The following is a 20116-nucleotide window of genomic DNA, read 5'->3' on the forward strand; positions in this document are numbered from 1 at the left end:
CATGAACAAAGACCATATACTTAAAACAGCTCAATCATGGACTAAAGAGCCGTTTGATGAAGCTACTATCACTAGAACACTTGCTTTACTAACAGCAGATAATGAAGAATTTCAAGAATCTTTCTATAAAAATCTAGAATTCGGTACTGGTGGCATGCGCGGTATCATGGGTGTTGGTACAAATCGAATTAATAATTATACCTTAGGAAAAAACACACAAGGTCTTTCACAATATTTAAAAGAACAATTTCCTGAAGAGCAAATAAAAGTAGCTATTGCATACGATTGCCGTCGTAATTCAAAAGAACTCGCACAAGTTGTTGCAGACGTTTTCAGTGCAAACGGTATTCATGTTTATTTATTTGCCGAGTTACGCCCAACTCCACTACTTTCCTACACGGTAAAAGCAAAAAGCTGCCATGCAGGAATTGTACTGACTGCAAGCCATAATCCGCCAGAGTATAATGGTTATAAAGTCTATTGGCAAGATGGTGGGCAATTAGTACCACCACAAGATCAAGAAATCCTAGACTTAATTAGTTCATTAGATTTTAAGGATATTAACTTTAATAGTAAACCAGAATTAATAGAACTGCTCACAGAAGACGATGATAATGCTTTTATTGAAGACAGCATCAAAGCTGGTAAAATTGCTGGCAATGTAGATCGTTCTCGATTAAAAATAGTTTTTACCAGTCTTCATGGTACGAGCATCACGCTTATTCCTGAAACTTTGAAACGTGCTGGATATTCTGATTTACATGTGGTTAAGGAACAAGCTTTTCCAGATGGAGAATTCCCTACAGTAAAATCACCCAATCCAGAAGAGCCAGAAGCCTTAAAAATGGCAGTCGATCTCGCTAATCAAGTGAATGCAGACATTGTTATAGGTACTGATCCAGATTCTGATCGATTAGGTGTTGCCGTTAGAGATAATGACGGAAATATGGTATTGCTCAATGGTAATCAAACCATGATCGCCATGACCGACTTTTTATTAAAGCAAAGCGACTTAAAATCAATGAAGGATCCGTTTATAGGATCAACCATAGTCTCTACTCCCATGATGCATGACCTTGCAAGATCTTATAAAGTAGAATGTAAAGAAGGACTGACAGGTTTTAAATGGATTGCAAAAATGATAAAAGACCACTCAAAACAAGATTTTGTAGGTGGTGGCGAGGAAAGCTTTGGTTTCATGGTAGGCGATTTTGTTAGAGATAAAGATGCGGTTACTGCGTGTTTACTGGCTTGTGAAATGTACGCTTTCGCGAAAGCAAACAATTCAACCGTTTATAAAGAATTATTAAAACTTTACCTAGAGCATGGTGTTTATCAAGAGAAATTAGTTTCCTTAGTTAAAAAAGGTATTTCTGGCGCGGCAGAGATCAAACAAATGATGATAGATTTAAGAGAAAATCCGCCTGCGCAAATAGGTGGACAAGATGTCATTATTATTGAAGATTATCATGCAAGCACTAGAGAGAACAGGCAGTTACAGCAAACAGAAACCATAGATATTCCAAAATCAAACGTTTTAATTTTTTATCTAGCAGATGGCTCAAAAATTGCAGCACGACCTAGTGGAACAGAACCTAAGATAAAATTCTATATATCGGTTAAAACGACACTAGACCATGTCGATCATTACCCTAAGGTTCAAGCCCAGCTAGAAGAAAAGATTAATGGCATTCTTGCCAGTTTTGATATATAATTAATGAATTATTTTAAAGAGATTTTGAAGTATGCTAAGCCTTATAAACGCTATGCATTTCTCAACATAATTAGTAATGTATTTTATGCTCTTTTTGGTGCATTAAGTTTTGTTTCCTTAATACCTATGCTAGATGTCCTCTTTGATAAGACACAAGCGGTAAACATTGCTCCAACTTGGGATGGTATTAATAATACAATGGATTACATTAAAGGTTATTTAGGCTACTACATTACTACACAAACTGATGGAAAAGAACAAGCCCTTATCATTGTAATAGCTTTGGTATTGATTCTGTTCTTCCTAAAAAATCTTTTTGGTTATTTAGGAATGTATTTTATAGCTTATCTAAGAAATGGTGTATTAAGAGACGTAAGAGACGATTTATTTACCAAAATAGTACATCTCCCGATTTCTTATTTCTCTGAAAAACGCAAAGGAGATGTCATCGCTAGAACAAGTGCTGACGTGCTACAAATTCAAAATAGCTTTCTATCTATTTTAGAACTCATTATTAAAGAACCACTCAATATTATTTTTACACTAGCTATTATGCTAGTAATGAGTGCTAAACTCACTGTCTTTATGTTGATTTTTTTACCTGTTTCTGGATTCTTAATTTCTAGATTAGGTAAAAAACTTAAAAAACGTAGTGGTCAGGTTCAAAAAGAGCAGGGTTATTTTCTTTCCTTACTAGAAGAAACTTTAAGCGGTTTGAAAGTTATTAAAGGTTTCAATGCTGAAGATCGTTTAAGTGAAAGCTTTCAAAACAGTACCAATAGAATGTATCGATTTGCAGTGAAATTGAATCACCGTAAAGGTTTTGCAAGTCCAGTAAGTGAGTTTTTAGGTATTTTAGTTATTGGAATTCTATTATGGTTCGGTGGTCGTTTAGTATTAATAGAAGAATCGATTGATCCTACGACCTTTATAGGTTTCATGGTACTCGCCTACAATATACTGACTCCAGCTAAGGCACTTTCTAAAGCTAGTTATCAAATTAAAGAAGGTAATGCCAGTGCAGAACGAGTTCTAGAAATATTACAAACAAAAAATGAAATTGCAGACAAACAAGGAGCTGCAATAGTTCCCGCTTTCGCGAAAGCGATACATTTAAAAGATGTGACCTTTTCCTATGACAGCGAGCCTGTTTTAAAGAATTTTTCATTAACTATAGAAAAAGGAACCAGCGTTGCACTAGTGGGACAAAGTGGTTCTGGAAAAAGCACGATAGCAAATTTATTAACTAGGTTCTACGATGTAGAAAAAGGAACGATCACTATAGATGGACTTAACATCAAAGAAGTCACTTTGAAAAGTTTACGTGATCAAATGGCGCTTGTGACACAAGATTCTATTCTCTTTAATGATACAATTGCTACAAACGTTGCGCTAAGCGATAAAAATGCAAGCGAAGACCAAATTATAGATGCACTTAAAATTGCTAATGCGTGGGAATTTGTAAAAGGTTTACCTAAAGGAATTCATACCAATATAGGTGATAGTGGTGGTAAGTTAAGCGGTGGACAGAAGCAACGTCTCTCTATCGCTCGTGCGGTTCTTAAAAATGCTCCTATATTGATTCTAGACGAGGCTACCAGTGCACTAGACACAGAAAGTGAACGACTGGTTCAAGATGCACTAGAAAAAGTGATGAAAAACAGAACATCTATTATCATCGCTCACCGACTATCTACTATTCAAAATGCTGATCAAATCGTTGTAATGAAGAAAGGTGAAATAGTAGAACAAGGAACACACACAAATTTACTAGCAAAAGAAGGTTTGTATCATGGACTTGTTGGTATGCAGAGTCTTGCATAATAATTATATCTGTTCGATATTTTGAAATTACATTTATTTCGTTCAAAAATTGAAAGTAAAATACCACAAAAATTTACTTTTCCATTTCTATATGAGCCACATCCACTAGCTGTAGAAGCTGCTGAGCAACTTAAAAGTTACTTAGACAGCTTTGATAACTGGTTCTTTGATCTGAATTTAGGACCTGAGAATTACCAGCATCCACTTGGGAAAATGTTTGGGGTTCTTGTAGTGAAAAATAAAGATGGTAACTTAGGACATCTTTGGGCCTATTCTGGTGTGATCACTGGAAATCAAATTGATTCAGAGTTTGTACCTCTAGTTTTTAATATGTTTACTGAGGACAGTTTATACGCAAAAGAGAACTCAAAATTAGATCGTCTTAATAAAGAAATTAAAGCTTTAGAAAAAGACGCTAACTTTCTAAAAGCTAAAAAGCAATTTATTGAACTAGAAAAAGAAAGCAAGCTCCTACTCTACAATCAACGTAAAAAACACTCCAACCTCAAAGCAAACCGCAAAGCCGAAAGACTAAAAGCTTTAGAGACTTTAAATGATCAAGATTATCAGAAGCTAATTGATCAACATCAAATGCAAGGAATGCATGCTAAGTTCTTACTTAAAGAATATAAAATCTATCTAAACGAAAAGATTTTACCATTAGAAAATTTTATTTCTAAACAAGAAAGTGAAATTAAGAAACTTAAACAGCAACGTAAAGAACTTTCTAACCAGCTGCAAGAATGGATATTTGAACAATACAGCTTTTTAAATGCAAATGGTGAGCGTAAAAACGCCATGGAACTTTTCCAGAACATTCCGCCTTATTTACCACCATCTGGAACTGGAGATTGTGCGGCACCTAAATTACTGCAATATGCTTATCTACATGGTTTAAAACCACTTGCAATGGCAGAGTTTTGGTATGGAGAATCATTACGTTCACAAATTAGAAAACATGGTCATTTTTATCCATCGTGTCGTTCTAAATGTGAGCCGCTTCTCGAACATATGTTACAAGGGCTTGATGTAGATGATAATCCTATGTTAGAAAATCCTGCCGAAGGAAAAGAATTGCATTTAATATATGAAGACGAGCAAATAATGGCAGTGAACAAGCCTGAAGAATTTCTATCTGTTAAGGGTAAAACCATTGAGGATTCTGTAGAAACTAGAATGAAAAAACGTTTTCCAGAAGCGACAGGTCCACTAATTGTGCATCGATTAGATATGAGTACTTCAGGGGTTTTGGTACTTACTAAATCACTAAAAGTTCATAAAAAACTTCAAGATCAGTTTGAGAAACGTACGGTTAAAAAAAGATATGTAGCCCTACTCGATGGAAATGTAAAAGAAGATAACGGTTTTATAAATCTTGCTCTTAGAGTAGACCTCGATAATAGACCTTTTCAAATGGTAGATCCAGAGCTTGGGAAAAGTGCCAGAACTCGCTATGAGGTTATCGAGCGCAAAGATGGTAAAACCAGAGTTCACTTCTACCCTATTACTGGGCGCACGCATCAGTTGCGCGTTCATGCGGCGCATCCGCTAGGATTGAATTGTCCTATTATAGGTGATGATCTTTATGGACATAAAAAAGATAGATTATATCTTCATGCAGAGCAAATTGAGTTTATACATCCCGTAACTTTAAAGCCTGTGTTACTAAAAGTTCCTGCTCCGTTTTAGATAAAATCTATTCTTGTGAATAACTCGATTAGATTCTTATTTTAAGCAAGGTATGAGGATTGTATTTTTACATAAATCTTCTTTTATGTCTTCAGAAATTTCTTGGTTGCTATTCTTATTATTAGGTGTTGTCATAGGTGCAGTTGTCGCGTGGTTTTTTGCTAAAACTCGTTTTGCTGGAAGTCTGAATCTATTAGAATCAGAAAAAAAGCAGTTAAATTCACAACTTTCTCAATTACAACCTGCCATTCAAGAACGTGATAAATTGCGTCATGAGAACAGTCAGTACAGTGCACAACTAGAGCAGAAAATAGAAAGTCAGCAAGAACTGAGTACTAGACTTCAAAAGCTAGAAAAAGAATATCGAGATATCGCGATAGAGAAGGAAAACTTAAATGTGTTACTTGCTGAGCAACGTACCGCTTTCGCGAAAGCGGAAGAAAAACATACCGAAGCACAAGGTGAAATTGAGAAATTGAATGAAAAATTTACAAAAGAATTTGAAAACCTCGCTAACAAAATCTTAGACGAAAAAAGCACCAAATTTACCGATCAAAACAAGAAAAACATCGAGCAAATTTTAAGCCCGTTACAAGATAAAATCAAAAGTTTTGAAAAACGTGTAGAAGATACTCACAAAGACACCATTGATAGACAAAGTTCTTTACGTCAACAAATTATAGGGCTAAAAGAACTTAACCAGCAAATGAGTAAAGAAACCAGTAATCTTACCAAAGCGCTGAAAGGAGATGCTAAAATGCGTGGTAATTGGGGCGAATTAGTACTAGAAAGAGTTTTAGAAAAATCTGGTTTAACTAAAGGATCTGAATATGAAGTACAACACACTATCAAAACTGAAGATGGAAGAACTTTATTTCCAGATGTGGTGATCCATCTTCCTGGTGGCAAGAAAATGGTAATTGATTCTAAGGTATCGCTCAACGCTTATGAACGTTACATTAATGAAGAAGACGATAGTTTACAAGAAAGACATCTAAAAGAACATGTGGCATCTTTAAAAAAGCATGTTGCAGATCTTTCTGGTAAGTCTTACCATGATTATCATATAGAAAGTCCTGATTTTGTACTGCTTTTTGTGCCTATTGAACCGGCTTTTGCCATGGCTTTAAATCATGATAGTAATTTATATAGCGATGCATTTGATAAGAATATAGTAATTGTGACGCCTACCACTTTGCTAGCAACTTTACGTACGATTGACACGATGTGGCAAAATGAAAAACAACAGAAAAATGCGCTAGATATTGCAACAGCCGCCGGAGCATTATATGATAAGTTTGTAGGACTCACAGAAGACTTAATCAAAGTAGGATCACAACTGGATACCGTAAAAAAATCTTACTCTTCCAGTATGAATAAGCTTACTGAAGGTTCTGGAAATCTCGTGGGACGCATAGAACGATTGAAAAAACTAGGCGCAAAAGCTAATAAGTCTCTTAATGAAAAACTTGTAAATCGAGCAATAGAAAGCGATCCAGACTTTTTAGATGGTAGTGATGAAGACACTTTACTAGATTAATTTTGATTGTTTAAATATTACGCTTTTACGTAATAAAATATAATATTACGTTATTATGTAATTTATTTGAATTATTACACTTTTATGTAATAATTCAAATAAATGGATATGGAAGTAGTTTTAGCAGGTGATATTATAGGCTCACAGAAAAATAGTACTGATGATTATTTAAAGATCATTGAGCCTATATTAGAAAAGTATTCTAAAAAAGGAATGTATCAAATCTATCGTGGTGATAGTTTTCAAGCATGGTTAGAAAAACCGCAATTGGCTTTATTTGTTAGTATAAAAATTAAAGCTGCTCTTAAAAGAAATGGATTGCTTGACGTGCGCATTGCTATAGGTCTAGGTGATATAAATTTAATTGAAAAAAACATCGCAAAATCAAATGGTAGTGCCTTAACCAGATCTGGTGTATTATTAGATTCTTTGAAAGATATAGATCAAGATTTAATGGTTGACAGTGGTCACCCATTAGATAAGTATATGAACACAACCCTGCAAATCGCTTTAATATACATGAACGAATGGACAGAAAATGGAGCTTCTACCATATTTGAATCGTTAAATAATCCAGGAATTACACAAAAAGAATTAGGTGCTATTTTAGGGGTGAAACAAGCAACAGCAAGTCGTAGACTAGATCGAGCACACCAAAAGGAAACCGATCTTCTTCTTAATTTATTCATACAATACTACAAAGACGTGAGACATGCAGCTATTAATTAAACTACTAATCGCTCACTTCTTAGGTGACTTTGTTTTTCAAACAAATAAATTTACAAAGAAGAAAGAAAAACATAAGCTAGCCTCCTACCATATATACTTGCACGCTGCTATTCACGGTATTTTATCTTGGCTATTATTATACAGTATCGATTACGGTATATCGCACTAATTATTTTTATCACACACTTAATTATTGATGCTGGAAAGCTTTATTTGACTAATAGAAAGAATCAACGATGGTTATTTACCTTAGATCAACTAGCGCATATACTTGTAATTACTATTATTTCTATGAGCATCGCCTCCATTGACTTTACCATTTCAAATGAGTGGTTAAAAATCATCTGGCCACTTATATTATGTATTATCTTTTTAACAAGTCCTGTAGGGATCATGCTCAAAATATTTTTACGAGATGGACTTTAACTGATGATGATACAGGAATCTACGGACTTAAAAATTCTGGAAAATGGATAGGTATGTTAGAGCGCTTACTTATCTTTCTATTTATCATTACTAATCACTTTAGCGCGGTAGGTTTACTACTAACGGCAAAGTCTGTATTTAGATTTGGAGATCTCAGTAAAGCAAAAAATATGAAGTTGACAGAGTATGTATTGATAGGTACATTGCTTAGCTTTGGCATCGCAATTCTGATAGGACTGCTATTCAAAAACTACGTATTATGAAAAAGATTTTAGGAGTTATACTTGCCACGATTTTAATTATGATGGCATTATGGTATGCATTCATCTATTTTGCAAGTTATTCTGAAGGTTATCGCAGTGGTGAATTGATCAAATTTTCTAGTAAAGGTGTTGTGGTAAAAACATGGGAAGGCGAGATTTCTCAGGGAATAAGCGGTGCGCAAATATTTTCATTTTCTGTAATGGACAATCAACCTGCAGTAATTGAAAAATTAAAGGACTATCAAGGCAAATATGTAAAATTGAAATATGAGGAGAAGTTCGGCACATTCTTTTTTTGGGGTGATACTAAGTATTTTATTACTGAAGTAACGCTGGAAAACAGTCCTCATTTTAATCGCAATTGATTTTAAGCATCTCGCTTTCGCAAAAGCGAGAACGACAATAATTAAACAAAATGAAAGATAAATTTAAGTCTCCAGAACAATCTAAAGTGATGTTGTCATTACTCATGTTGCCATCTAATGCTAATTTTTCTGGTAAAATTCATGGTGGTTATGTGTTATCACTTATAGATCAAATAGCGTTTGCCTGTGCATCAAAACACAGCGGTAATTATTGTGTTACAGCAAGTGTGGATGTGGTGGATTTCTTAGCCCCTATAGAAGTAGGTGAAATGCTTACACTTAGAGCGTCAGTAAATTATGTAGGGACTTCTTCCATAGTGGTAGGAATACGTGTCGATGCAGAAAATATTCAAACTGGAGTGACAAAGCACTGTAATTCTTCATTTCTAACGATGGTCGCAAAGGATGAAAATGGTAATACAGTACCAGTTCCTGGTCTTAAGATAAGTAATGAAACTCATGTACGCCGCTTTGCACGAGCTATTAAAAGAAAGGAAATCAAAAAAAATAGCGCCGACGAAATTGCCAATGCTAATTTTTCAGATGACCGATATAAAAAAGAATTGAATAAATATAATGTAGAAATCAACCTTTAATGGATAGCATATCCTGATTGTGATTTAAACACATAGTCTTGAAGTTTACGTAAGGTATCCTTTTTATCATTAGTATTAATAAGCAATGATATATTGTTATTGCTACCTCCATAAGCAATCATTCTTACAGATACATCCTGAAGAATTTGAAATAATCTAGGCGTATCTCGATGATAAATGATGTTATTTCCTACTAGACAAACAATACTCATATCTTGATCTACTTCTACACTAGCTATTTTCTCTAATTCTGCTACTATAGCTTCCAGATGCAAAGGATTGTCAATGGTCAGTGAAACTGCAATTTCAGAAGTAGTAATCATATCAATAGGAGTCTCATACTTTTCAAATACCTCAAAAACACGTTTTAAAAAACCATGAGCTTGCAACATCCTTGCAGACTTTATTTTTATGGCATAAATACCATCTTTTGCGGCAATAGCCTTTATTCCTTCTCCGTGTACCTGCTGTGTGATTAATGTTCCATAAGAATCTGGGGACATGGTATTTTTTAAACGTACAGGAGTATTAAGATCTCTAACTGGCATTACCGTTTGAGGATGCAAGATTTTAGCACCGAAATAGGCTAGCTCTGCAGCCTCATCAAAGGAAATATTTGAAATTGCTGCCGTATTTTCTACAAATCTAGGATCATTATTATGGAAACCATCAATATCTGTCCAGATTTGCACCTCTTCTGCATTTATCGCTGCTCCTATGATAGAAGCTGTATAATCGCTACCGCCACGTTTTAAGTTTGAAATACGACCTTCTACATCTAGACAAATAAAACCTTGTGTAATATAAATATATGTACCTTCCTTTTCATTAAGCAGTCTGTCTAGGTTTTGTTTGATATAAAAAGAATCGGGATCGTTATTTTGATCTATACGCATAAAATCAAGTGCTGGTAACAAGGTTGCTTTGATTCCTTCCTGAATTAAAAACCGACTGAATAAATAAGTAGATAACAATTCTCCTTGACCAACAATATGATTATAAACATATTCAGAGTGTGGCAAGTCTATCAACTCTATTAATCCTTTAAAAACTTTATTGGTATAGACACTAGCGTCAAGTGCTAATTTTTCATCAACTAATAACTGTCTAATTGTTAATTTATACTTATTAGTTAACGATTCTATTAAATCAATAGCAGCTTGTTTATTTCCTAATTTAATGGTGTCAGAAATTTGAACTAATGCATTTGTAGTTCCTGACATTGCAGATAGTACAACAATTTTATTTGTGCCATCATTGATTATGTCTTTTACATGAGTCATGTTCTCTACAGAACCGACAGAAGTACCACCAAATTTCAAAACCTGCATTTTTCTTTTTAAACAAACATACAACCGGAATAAAGGAACTATATAAAAAACAAGTAAATTTGTTTAAATTTACACTACTTGTTAAATAATTAACAACATGAAAACTATATCAGATTGTGTGGAAGAAATCTTAGTCACACAACCCTTTCTGGAGGAAGCACTATCTAGACGTATCATCAACTTTTCTGCTCTAGCAGAAGAGTTGCAGGATACTATAAGCAATATGTTACGAAAGCCAGTAAAAACAGGTGCAATCATGATGGCATTGAGAAGATATCATCCACCCAAAGATTTAAGACATTCTAATAACTTAAAATCGGTTTTAAAAAATCTAGGAGATATCACAGTACGTTCTAATCTAGTAGATTTTACCTTTAAAAACTCTAGTACGTTGATATTAAGTCATAGTAAAATACTAGAATCTATAAACACTACTATTTTCTATGGATTTTCTAGAGGCGTTCATGAAAGTAACTTAGTAATTTCGTCAAGTGAAAAACAGCATATTATAGATGAATTTGTAAAAGAAACCATGATCGGTATGCAAGATAATTTGTGCGCAATAAGTATCGCATTACCTACAAATAACACCCAAATACCAGGATTGTATTATCAAATTTTTAAACGTTTTGCTTGGGAAGGTATTTCTTTACACGAGGTTATTTCTACCACTAATGAATTCAGCGTTTTAGTAGAGGATCACACAGTTGACAAGGCTTTTTCGGCTATTAAAAAGCTAGGTAATAACTACGGCGTTGGCTTATTTGATTAAAGAAAAATAGTTTTTTAAAATTCCGCTTTCGCGAAAGCGGAAAAGAACTAACAGTTGATCTTTTTAAAAGGAACGTACTAGATTAAAGCCAAAGTAAAACCGACCATCCAACCAGTCACCAGCACCTTGACTTAAAAAACCATTTGTTAACATAGGCTGTGCATTTGTAAAATGCATCTGAAAAACATGTCCACCGGTTTCTAAATCTACACCGATACTCAAAGGATTTACAAACGGGCTGCCATCTGCTCTATTTAAATGTGCTCCATAATCTGCGTTAAGGCTCCATCGGTTAGTAAGTTTGTAACGAGCTCCTAAACCTAATGCATATTGTGTATTATCCTGTGGATCAAAAGGAACAAAATTTTGATGGAAAAATGTAGGGCTTATTTGAGCAGATAATCTCTTAGAAATTTTCCTCGCGACTATAAATTGAGCCGTATATCCCAGCCTATCTACAAAATCTACCTTGGGAAAAATAGCTTCATCTAACTCTGTATTTGCATCCATGGCGGTGAATAAGGCTATTGAAAAAGGAAAACCTTCTTTTTCCTGTTGTTTTAGCTTGAATTTGCTAGCAAGTTGATAAGTTTTATTAAAACCACTTCTACTTGCTTCTATATGCATCCAGTCGGTAAGTCCATAAACAAATTGAAATCTGGTAATAGCGTTATCTAGGCCAAACAAATCATCAATACCATTTTCTACACTTCCAAAACGATGAGAAATAACAACTTGTAATTCTTTAGGCGCTACTAATTTAGTTGTTTCAAAATTTACCACTTTCAAAGATTTCCAGGTAGAGGTAACTTTTTTATCTTCTTCAATTTCCAATCCTTCTAATAGATCATCTTGTGCTATAGATATGAGTGAGGTTAAGAAGATTAATAAGGCTACAAAGTATTTCATAATTAGATAATGAAAAAAACCGCCTAAAAATAGAACGGCTTTGATTTAAAAATGATTTTTATTTTTTGACAAACTTTTGTGTAGATATCATATCGTCCACGATAACCTGACTTATATAAATTCCTGATGAGAGCGAGGCTACATTAATTTGACTTTGCCTTTCAAGGTTGCGTTGCATGACTGGTTGACCATTCATGTTATAAATGACTAATTGTGCCTGTTCAGAATGCGCCAGCTCTATAGTCACATCATTAATTACATGAGTAGGAAACAGTTTAAATGAACTAATTTGCTCATCATTATTTGTCAATACTCCATTAGATTGACCAGAAACCATTTGATCACCACCATTACCATTTGCATTATTTGCTTGGATCGTTGCATAATAAAAAGTTACTTCACCTAGATCTGAAGAAGGTGCCGTCCATGCGAGATCCCAATTATTGCTTGAAGAACCGGTGCTATTGTGTGTAAGTCCATTATTATCTGATCTTAAACGAGTTCCATTGCCTGCAGTCCAGCTTCCTACTTTTGTTCCGCCTGCAGTTTCTGCGGTGATATTAAAACCAAATTTTGAGACAGAAGAGCCATTTATAGCGAGGTTTAAATTATAAGTCTGTCCAGCAGCATATGCAGTTGGCACATTAGTAAGAACAGGAGTACCGCCGTGATTAGCGCCCGGACTATGACATTGTGTACAAGTAGAACCTCCATCGCCTGGTGAACCAGAAAACTGACCTGGCTGTCCACCTGTAAATGCTACCAGTACAAATAAAGCAATAGGTATTGCTGTTAGAGTGCTGTAAAAAGAGTAATTTTTTTTCATAGTTCTTTGTTTATAGAGTTTACTTTTCTAAAATAGCTTGGTCTATCCTTACCTCTTCTAGGAGGTCATCATAACCTAGACATCTTCCTTTAATAGTATAGGTCTGGTTTTTATTAATTACGTAATTAGAAGCATTATAGTTTTTTTGATCAAACTCAATAAATATTTTATGATCTAATATAACTGAATATTCAGACGCGCTAGTGGCTACACCAGTTATCAAGATCACTTGATCAAGTATTTCTTTATCATTCTCAATTACTGAATCCTGAAAAACATCCAATAACTGGTTAGAATTAAAAGTATTTACTGCAGTTGTAGCACTTACATCCCTATGATCCTGATATAAATAAAAATAACTACCCATAAGAATCACTAAAATTAGAACTGTAATAAAAACTAATATTTTTTTCATTGTAGATAAACTATTCGTAAATTTAATTCATATTTATCACAGTTTTGTTACCATATATCATTTATATTGCCCTATGAAAAAAAGCATAATATTTTTAATTTTAATGAGTTTATTCATTTCTTGTAGTGAAACAAGTCCTGAAGACCTTGTAAATGACAGGACCATAATCGAGACTGTTAAATACAACACTGATGTTTTTCCTATTGTTGAAAGTCAGTGTTTATCCTGTCACAACGATAATTTTGCATCAGGAAATAATAGCTACAGTACCTATGCACAGTTTAGAGAAGCAACAGAAAATGGTAATGTTATTGATCGTATCACTAGAGAAGAAGGCGATCCTTTACTCATGCCACAAGGCAGACGCTTACCTCAAAATAGTATTGACCTGATATTGCAATGGCAAACTGACGGTTATCTAGAAAATTAAACCTTATGAAGACTATCCTATTTTGTTTCTCATTTGTGCTATTAATGGCTAATAGCTCTTCTGACGTTATAACCGAACGATTTCAAACGCGCACTGGTACGATTACTTTTCAAGCATCTGTAGATACCTTTGAGCCTATTGAAGCTATCAATAAAAGTACTACTATAGTTCTGGATGTCAACTCAGGTGATCTTGCGGCTTTGGCATTAGTTAACGGATTTCGCTTTCCTAATGCACTTATGCAAGAGCATTTTAATGAAAACTATTTAGAAAGTGATGATCATCCTAAAGCAATTATAAAAGGTAAATTATCCGGTTTTAAAGCTACCGCAATTACACAGAATATTTCTAAAACTTATATTTTAGACGGAACTTTAAAACTTCATGGAATTACTCAAAATATTTCAATTCCTATCAATATTAATCGTACGGGAAAAAGTATCCAATTAAGTTCTGATTTTGTCATCAAACCTCAGGATTACAAAATTGAAATTCCTAAAATTGTTTCTGATAAAATTGCGGATGAAGTTCTTGTAAGTGTAAAAGCTGAATTGTTTAAAAATTATTAGTAGGCATATTACTTCACTTTCTTAGCATTCATCTCGTAAAAGAAGAAGTCGTCGTTAGGAATGTCAAAAGAGATACCAGTTACTTTACCATAAGCATCACTTTCAAACTTTACGGTCCCAAAAGAGAACCACGCCTGAGGCTCGTCCCATTTTATTTCATAAGCGTCATAATTAAAATGTTCTAAAGTACTATTTAACAAAGGTGTATGCTCCCAAAGTAATTTAAGTTTGCCATTTTTCTCAATAACTTCAAAATTACCATAGATATCTGCATGATAAGTTCCTAAAATAGCTTCCTTTTTTAGGATAGGCTGCGTCCCTTTTACTTGTTTTGCTTTTCTGTCTGCTATCCTAGTATCACTCGCTTTCCATTCATCATAACTGTCTAGCATTTCTTTACTCCAATCGTTTTGATCCCGATTTAAAAAACGGTCAAAAATGTAATAAGCAATAGCATTAGTAGGTGCTTTCACACCATTAGTAAGCACAACAACACCTAGATTTTCATCTGGTAGCATTTGTACGGTAGAGATCATTCCATCATATCCACCGCCATGTCGCACTCTATAATGACCATGATAATCACCTATAAACCAACCTAATCCGTAACCAGAATAATGCATTCCAGTAGAATTTCTCTTTACTTGATTTGTTCCAAAAGAATTATTGATATTCCACATTCTATTGCGACTATTGGTATTGAAAAGAGTATCGCTTTTTATGGTAACACCATGATTCATGTTAAATATCATCCATTTACTCATATCATGAACACTAGAAATAATACCACCAGTAGATTGTACATTGTCCCATCCTACCCATGGAATGACATAGTTCTCATTATTTGTATTCATCGCGTGAGGAGTTGCTACATTTGTATTAGAATCAAAATCTTTAATGCTCACAACTGTATTATCCATTTCTAATGGTTTCAAAAAACGTTCTGTTACATTTTCTTTGAAACTCTTACCAGTAACTTTTTCAATCAATGCACCTGCAGTGATAAACATCAAGTTTGAATAACCATAGCCATCTCTAAATTCAAAAGCTTGTGGTACAAATTTGATTCTCTTTACAATTTCTTCAGTGGTCAACTCACTTTTATACCATATTCCATCACCAGAAAATGTACCTAAACCTACATTATGACTAAGTAAATCTTCTATAGTTACCATTTTACTAATTGCAGGATCATACACTTCAAAATAAGGTAAATAATCTTGTACTTTATCATCCCAATTGACCTTTCCTTCTTCTACTAGTTGTGCTATGATAGCTGCAGTAAATGCCTTGGTATTGCTAGCAATGGCATAAATAGTATGCTCATCTGGTTTTCGGTTTTCATTGACATTCATCTTCCCGTAGCCTTTTTCAAATACTATTTTACCATCCTTTACTATTCCTACACTCAATCCTGGAATGTTCCAATCTTGTTGAGTTTGTGAGATATATTTATCTAAGGTTTTGTAATCTACGTTTTGAGCAAAAAGTGATGTAGAAATAAATAGAATGGAGAGAAATAAAATCTTTTTCATGTAATGGTTTTTGAGATAGGAAGATATTGGTTGTTTCGCTTTCGCGAAAGCGAGAAAATTCACTTTTAAATTAATAAACTTCAGAACAAAAATTGAATTTAGAATCTTTTTCTTTCAATTTCTTTGGCAATTTAATCAAAAAAGCTAGCAAAATCCATTTCCCAATAATCCCAAAAAAGAGTAATCCCAGAACTTTGTTTGTTTTTGAAACCTGTCTCATAGGCGCGACTTGAAGAACATACCATATCCCATAACCTGTAATCGGTAGACCTAAACCAATGAAATAAATAGATTTCATATGATTACCAAAAAGTTGATCATGAACTTCATGAAAACCATAATTTAAAATACAGTAACTCAAAAACAACACTGAAAATACAATGATGATGACCTTTAAGTTCTGAGTATGCTTGAGGATGTTATCTATTTTTTTCATGTTTAAATATAAAAACTAAGAATTTCAAAATCAAATACTTTAAAAAACATTAAGAACTAAAAGCCCTAAAAGCTTAAAACTTTTAGGGCTTTGATTTATAAATTTAAAATGCACGGTTGGGCGATAATCGAAAACCTTTTTACAAAGTACCATCTTTGCTGATAGATAAACGTTTTCTACAACCGCTTGAACTGGCATCTGGATACACGCTGTCAGTCTGAGCTTGTCTAGGACGAGTTGAAATCCAGATATTAAATCAATTTAGACAAGCTCAGTTTGACACCTGCATAAGTAAATTACTTACTCAAATACATTCTACGTCTTGCATATAAATCATAAAATGCATCATCTTTTAAACTGTCTATGAATAATATGCTCTCTCCGGTAGATTTCATTTCTGGACCTAAACGCTTATCAACATTTGGGAATTTATTAAATGAAAATACAGGCTGCTTGATTGCATAACCTTCTAATTGAGGATTAAAGTCAAAATCGGTAACCTTATTGTGACCTAACATAATCTTAGTAGCATAATTCACATAAGGTTCTCCATAAGCTTTTGCAATAAATGGAACCGTTCTAGACGCACGTGGATTTGCCTCAATGATGTATACCTTCTCATCTTTGATCGCAAACTGTATATTAATCAATCCTACCGTATCTAAAGCAAGTGCAATTTTCTTAGTATGATCCTTAATTTGTTGCATCACTAAATCACCTAGATTAAAAGGTGGTAACAATGCATTTGAATCTCCAGAATGGACACCACAAGGTTCTATGTGCTCCATAATACCTATGATGTAAACATTTTCACCATCACAAATAGCATCTGCTTCTGCCTCTATCGCACCATCTAGATAGTGATCGAGTAGTAAAACATTGTTAGGTATTTTTCTTAAAATATCTACTACATGTTCTTCTAACTCGTCCTTATTGATAACGATTTTCATTCCTTGTCCACCTAACACATAAGAAGGTCTTACGAGAATAGGAAAGTTTAATTTATCTGCAACCGCAAGTGCTTCTGCAGGAGTTGTTGCTGTTGCAAATTCTGGGAATGGTATATCGTTCTCTAATAACATCTTTGAGAACAATCCTCTATCTTCAGCTAGATCAAGAGCTTGATAACTGGTTCCCATGATTTTTATACCGTAACGATCTAGCTTTTCAGCTAGTTTAAGAGCTGTCTGTCCTCCTAATTGTACGATAACACCTTCTGGCTTTTCATGACGTATAATGTCATAAATATGTTCCCAAAATACTGGTTCAAAGTATAATTTATCTGCTGTATCAAAATCAGTTGAAACAGTTTCTGGATTACAGTTGATCATGATTGTTTCATAACCACATTCCTGCGCTGCATAAACTCCATGCACACAACAATAATCAAATTCAATCCCTTGACCTATTCGGTTAGGTCCTGATCCTAAAACGATTACTTTCTTTTTATCAGAAACAATACTTTCGTTTTGAGTGTATCGTTTTCCATCGGCAGTTTCAATATCTGCCTCAAAAGTAGAATAATAGTAAGGTGTATCTGCTTTAAACTCTGCCGCACAAGTATCTACTAATTTATATACTCGGTTTACGTTCATTTCATCACGTAAATTGTAAACTTCAGATTCTAAACACCCTAACATATGCGCGATTTGACGATCTGCAAATCCCTTTTGTTTAGCTTCTAGTAGTAGCTTTCGCGAAAGCGTGCTCACTTCAAACTTCCCGATTTCTTTTTCTAATAAGAACAGTTCTTCAAACTGCTTCAAATACCACATGTCAATCTTTGTAATTTCAAAGATGCGATCTAGCGATATTCCCATGGCAACTGCATCATACAATGCAAATACACGATCCCAACTTGCATTGGTTAATTTTTCAATCACTTGATTGTAATCGGTATAGCCTTTTCCATCTGCTCCTAAACCGTTACGTTTAATCTCTAGCGATTGTGTGGCTTTATGCAATGCTTCTTGAAATGAGCGACCTATTCCCATCACTTCTCCTACCGCTTTCATTTGCAGACCTAGAGTACGGTCTGCTCCCTCGAATTTATCAAAATTCCAGCGTGGTATTTTAACAATAACATAATCTAAAGTAGGCTCAAAAAGAGCAGAAGTATTACCAGTAATTTGATTATTCAACTCGTCAAGTGTATATCCTAGAGCTAATTTAGTAGCAACTTTTGCTATAGGATAACCAGTCGCTTTACTCGCTAATGCTGAAGATCTAGACACACGCGGATTGATCTCAATGGCAATAATTTCTTCTTTTTCATCAGGGCTCACTGCAAATTGCACGTTACAGCCACCTTCAAATTCCCCTATGCTGCGCATCATATGAATGGCCATGTCACGCATTTTTTGAAAAGTTCGATCTGACAAAGTCATCGCTGGTGCTACTGTGATAGAGTCTCCTGTATGGATTCCCATAGGATCCATATTCTCGATGGTACAAATAATTACAACGTTGTCATTTTTATCACGTAATAATTCTAATTCGTATTCTTTCCAGCCCAAAAGTGCCTTATCAATCATGACCTCATGAATAGGAGAAACCTCAAGTCCCATAGTCAGTAACTCATCATAGTCTTCTTCTTTATGAACAATTGCTGCTCCTGCACCACCTAAAGTAAAAGAAGAACGAATACATAATGGAAAACCAAATTCCTGAGCAATTTCTTTTCCTTTTAAAAATGAAGTAGCAGTAGCTTGCGGTGCCATACCTACTCCTATTTCACCCATCAACTTTCTAAACTTTTCTCTATCTTCAGTAATGTTAATAGCATCAATATCAACACCTATCAAGTCTACACCATGATCTTCCCAAATCCCTTTTTCTTGAGCTTCTATACATAAATTCAATGCCGTCTGACCACCCATTGTAGGTAATACCGCATCAATCTGCGGATGTTCTTTAAGAATTTTTCTTAAAGATTTTGTATTCAATGGCAATAAGTAAACATGATCTGCCATAGAAGGGTCTGTCATGATCGTCGCAGGATTTGAGTTAATAAGAATAGTTTCTATTCCTTCTTCTCTTAGCGATCTTAATGATTGTGAGCCAGCATAATCAAATTCACATGCTTGACCGATAATGATCGGTCCACTACCTATTAATAAAATGGATTTGAGGTCTTTTCTTTTTGGCATTGTAGTGTGTTTTTCAGGAGCTTAAATATCGTGATTTTTGGGTACAAAAAAAGGCGTCAATTCTAAGAATTAACGCCTAATATATAATTAAAGATAAATCATTATCTCTTGTGTCTTCTTTCAGTAGAAACAGATAACTTCTTACGTCCTTTTGCTCTACGACGTGCAAGAACTTTACGACCATTTGCAGAGGCCATGCGCTCCCTGAAACCGTGCTTGTTTCTTCTTTTCCTTTTACTCGGTTGGTATGTTCTTTTCTGTGCCATAGCTTGAAATCTGTATCTGTATATAAAAAGGTGCTGAAACCTTAATTTTTAATCGGCTGCAAATATAGCAACTCTTCTATTACATACAATAGTTAAGTGATTTTTTTTTGAAAATAATTTATCTGGGTAAAGATAAGATTTATATAGACTGTCAATATCGAAAAAGCTGCTAAATTTAATAAGGTTCTTACCGCGTTTTATAAAGGTGAAAATCATACAATACATTACTAAAATTTATGAGACCTATCTGTTTCATTTCACTAGAGTCGAACTTAAACAAAAACGACTACAACCTTCTGAAAACTGTCATTGCTACTATTAAGTAAAACGTA

At 34.3% G+C, this 20116-nt stretch carries 19 protein-coding genes and 1 pseudogene; 12 read left to right on the forward strand and 8 right to left on the reverse strand.

Annotated elements, in window-relative coordinates; translation table 11 throughout:
- Position 1: 1 nt before the first annotated feature.
- From ACTF54_RS08345 to ACTF54_RS08385, 9 genes and pseudogenes are all read left to right on the forward strand, one after another.
- Complete coding sequence (locus ACTF54_RS08345) at positions 2 to 1714, forward strand: phospho-sugar mutase (RefSeq protein WP_347197261.1); 1713 nt, start codon at positions 2 to 4, stop codon at positions 1712 to 1714.
- Positions 1715 to 1717: 3 nt separating this feature from the next.
- Positions 1718 to 3538 carry an ABC transporter ATP-binding protein gene (locus ACTF54_RS08350; RefSeq protein WP_347197262.1) on the forward strand — a complete coding sequence of 607 codons (1821 nt, stop codon included), beginning with the start codon at positions 1718 to 1720 and terminating at the stop codon, positions 3536 to 3538.
- Between the two features lie 21 nt (positions 3539 to 3559).
- Complete coding sequence (locus tag ACTF54_RS08355; RefSeq protein ID WP_438969140.1) at positions 3560 to 5227, forward strand: pseudouridine synthase; 1668 nt, start codon at positions 3560 to 3562, stop codon at positions 5225 to 5227.
- An 85-nt stretch (positions 5228 to 5312) separates the two neighbouring features.
- On the forward strand, positions 5313 to 6767 hold the full coding sequence (rmuC, locus tag ACTF54_RS08360; protein ID WP_438969141.1) for a DNA recombination protein RmuC: 1455 nt from the start codon (positions 5313 to 5315) through the stop codon (positions 6765 to 6767).
- Between the two features lie 108 nt (positions 6768 to 6875).
- The gene (locus ACTF54_RS08365) at positions 6876 to 7496 is read left to right on the forward strand and encodes a MarR family transcriptional regulator (protein ID WP_438969142.1); all 621 of its coding nucleotides are present in this window, start codon (positions 6876 to 6878) and stop codon (positions 7494 to 7496) included.
- Positions 7480 to 7922: pseudogene (locus ACTF54_RS08370) on the forward strand (DUF3307 domain-containing protein). Before ACTF54_RS08365 ends, ACTF54_RS08370 begins: the two are co-directional and overlap by 17 nt.
- Positions 7856 to 8185 (forward strand): hypothetical protein, encoded by a 330-nt coding sequence (locus ACTF54_RS08375; protein WP_438969203.1) that lies wholly within the window; start codon positions 7856 to 7858, stop codon positions 8183 to 8185. The pseudogene ACTF54_RS08370 and the gene ACTF54_RS08375 overlap by 67 nt, the downstream one beginning before the upstream one ends.
- Entirely contained in the window at positions 8182 to 8550 is a 369-nt protein-coding gene (locus ACTF54_RS08380; RefSeq protein ID WP_438969143.1) for a 6-phosphogluconate dehydrogenase, read from the forward strand. The genes ACTF54_RS08375 and ACTF54_RS08380 overlap by 4 nt, the downstream gene beginning before the upstream one ends.
- A 50-nt stretch (positions 8551 to 8600) precedes the next feature.
- Complete coding sequence (locus ACTF54_RS08385) at positions 8601 to 9146, forward strand: acyl-CoA thioesterase (RefSeq protein WP_438969144.1); 546 nt, start codon at positions 8601 to 8603, stop codon at positions 9144 to 9146.
- Here the strand turns inward: ACTF54_RS08385 and ACTF54_RS08390 are convergent.
- On the reverse strand, positions 9143 to 10477 hold the full coding sequence (locus ACTF54_RS08390) for an aspartate kinase (protein ID WP_438969145.1): 1335 nt from the start codon (positions 10475 to 10477) through the stop codon (positions 9143 to 9145). The genes ACTF54_RS08385 and ACTF54_RS08390 overlap by 4 nt on opposite strands.
- A 97-nt stretch (positions 10478 to 10574) precedes the next feature.
- On the opposite strand from ACTF54_RS08390, the gene ACTF54_RS08395 reads away from it, so the two are divergent.
- Entirely contained in the window at positions 10575 to 11249 is a 675-nt protein-coding gene (locus ACTF54_RS08395; protein WP_347197270.1) for a hypothetical protein, read from the forward strand.
- 63 nt (positions 11250 to 11312) lie between these two features.
- On the opposite strand, the gene ACTF54_RS08400 is transcribed toward ACTF54_RS08395, so the two are convergent.
- From ACTF54_RS08400 to ACTF54_RS08410, 3 genes are read right to left on the reverse strand one after another with little or no spacing between them, the layout of a single operon-like run.
- Positions 11313 to 12158: a DUF5777 family beta-barrel protein gene (locus tag ACTF54_RS08400; protein ID WP_347197271.1), complete on the reverse strand. Its 846-nt coding sequence runs from the start codon at positions 12156 to 12158 to the stop codon at positions 11313 to 11315.
- Positions 12159 to 12216: 58 nt separating this feature from the next.
- A complete protein-coding gene (locus ACTF54_RS08405; RefSeq protein ID WP_347197272.1) occupies positions 12217 to 12984 on the reverse strand; it encodes a choice-of-anchor V domain-containing protein in 768 nt (255 codons plus the stop codon).
- Between the two features lie 19 nt (positions 12985 to 13003).
- Positions 13004 to 13399 (reverse strand): OB-fold protein, encoded by a 396-nt coding sequence (locus ACTF54_RS08410; RefSeq protein WP_438969146.1) that lies wholly within the window; start codon positions 13397 to 13399, stop codon positions 13004 to 13006.
- 73 nt (positions 13400 to 13472) lie between these two features.
- On the opposite strand from ACTF54_RS08410, the gene ACTF54_RS08415 reads away from it, so the two are divergent.
- Entirely contained in the window at positions 13473 to 13829 is a 357-nt protein-coding gene (locus ACTF54_RS08415) for a hypothetical protein (RefSeq protein WP_347197274.1), read from the forward strand.
- Positions 13830 to 13834: 5 nt separating this feature from the next.
- A complete protein-coding gene (locus ACTF54_RS08420) occupies positions 13835 to 14398 on the forward strand; it encodes a YceI family protein (protein WP_347197275.1) in 564 nt (187 codons plus the stop codon).
- 8 nt (positions 14399 to 14406) lie between these two features.
- Here ACTF54_RS08420 and ACTF54_RS08425 read toward each other — a convergent pair whose 3' ends face one another.
- The 4 genes from ACTF54_RS08425 to rpmH all read right to left on the reverse strand — a co-directional run bounded on the left by ACTF54_RS08425 (position 14407) and on the right by rpmH (position 19784).
- A complete protein-coding gene (locus tag ACTF54_RS08425) occupies positions 14407 to 15933 on the reverse strand; it encodes a serine hydrolase (RefSeq protein ID WP_438969147.1) in 1527 nt (508 codons plus the stop codon).
- A gap of 70 nt (positions 15934 to 16003) precedes the next feature.
- Entirely contained in the window at positions 16004 to 16369 is a 366-nt protein-coding gene (locus tag ACTF54_RS08430; RefSeq protein WP_347197277.1) for a hypothetical protein, read from the reverse strand.
- 296 nt (positions 16370 to 16665) lie between these two features.
- A complete protein-coding gene (gene carB, locus ACTF54_RS08435) occupies positions 16666 to 19518 on the reverse strand; it encodes a carbamoyl-phosphate synthase large subunit (RefSeq protein ID WP_347202067.1) in 2853 nt (950 codons plus the stop codon).
- Positions 19519 to 19619: 101 nt separating this feature from the next.
- Positions 19620 to 19784: a 50S ribosomal protein L34 gene (gene rpmH, locus ACTF54_RS08440; RefSeq protein ID WP_082438615.1), complete on the reverse strand. Its 165-nt coding sequence runs from the start codon at positions 19782 to 19784 to the stop codon at positions 19620 to 19622.
- Positions 19785 to 20116: the final 332 nt, after the last annotated feature.

It is taken from the genome of Nonlabens sp. (assembly GCF_965657255.1).
Classification (GTDB): domain Bacteria; phylum Bacteroidota; class Bacteroidia; order Flavobacteriales; family Flavobacteriaceae; genus Nonlabens.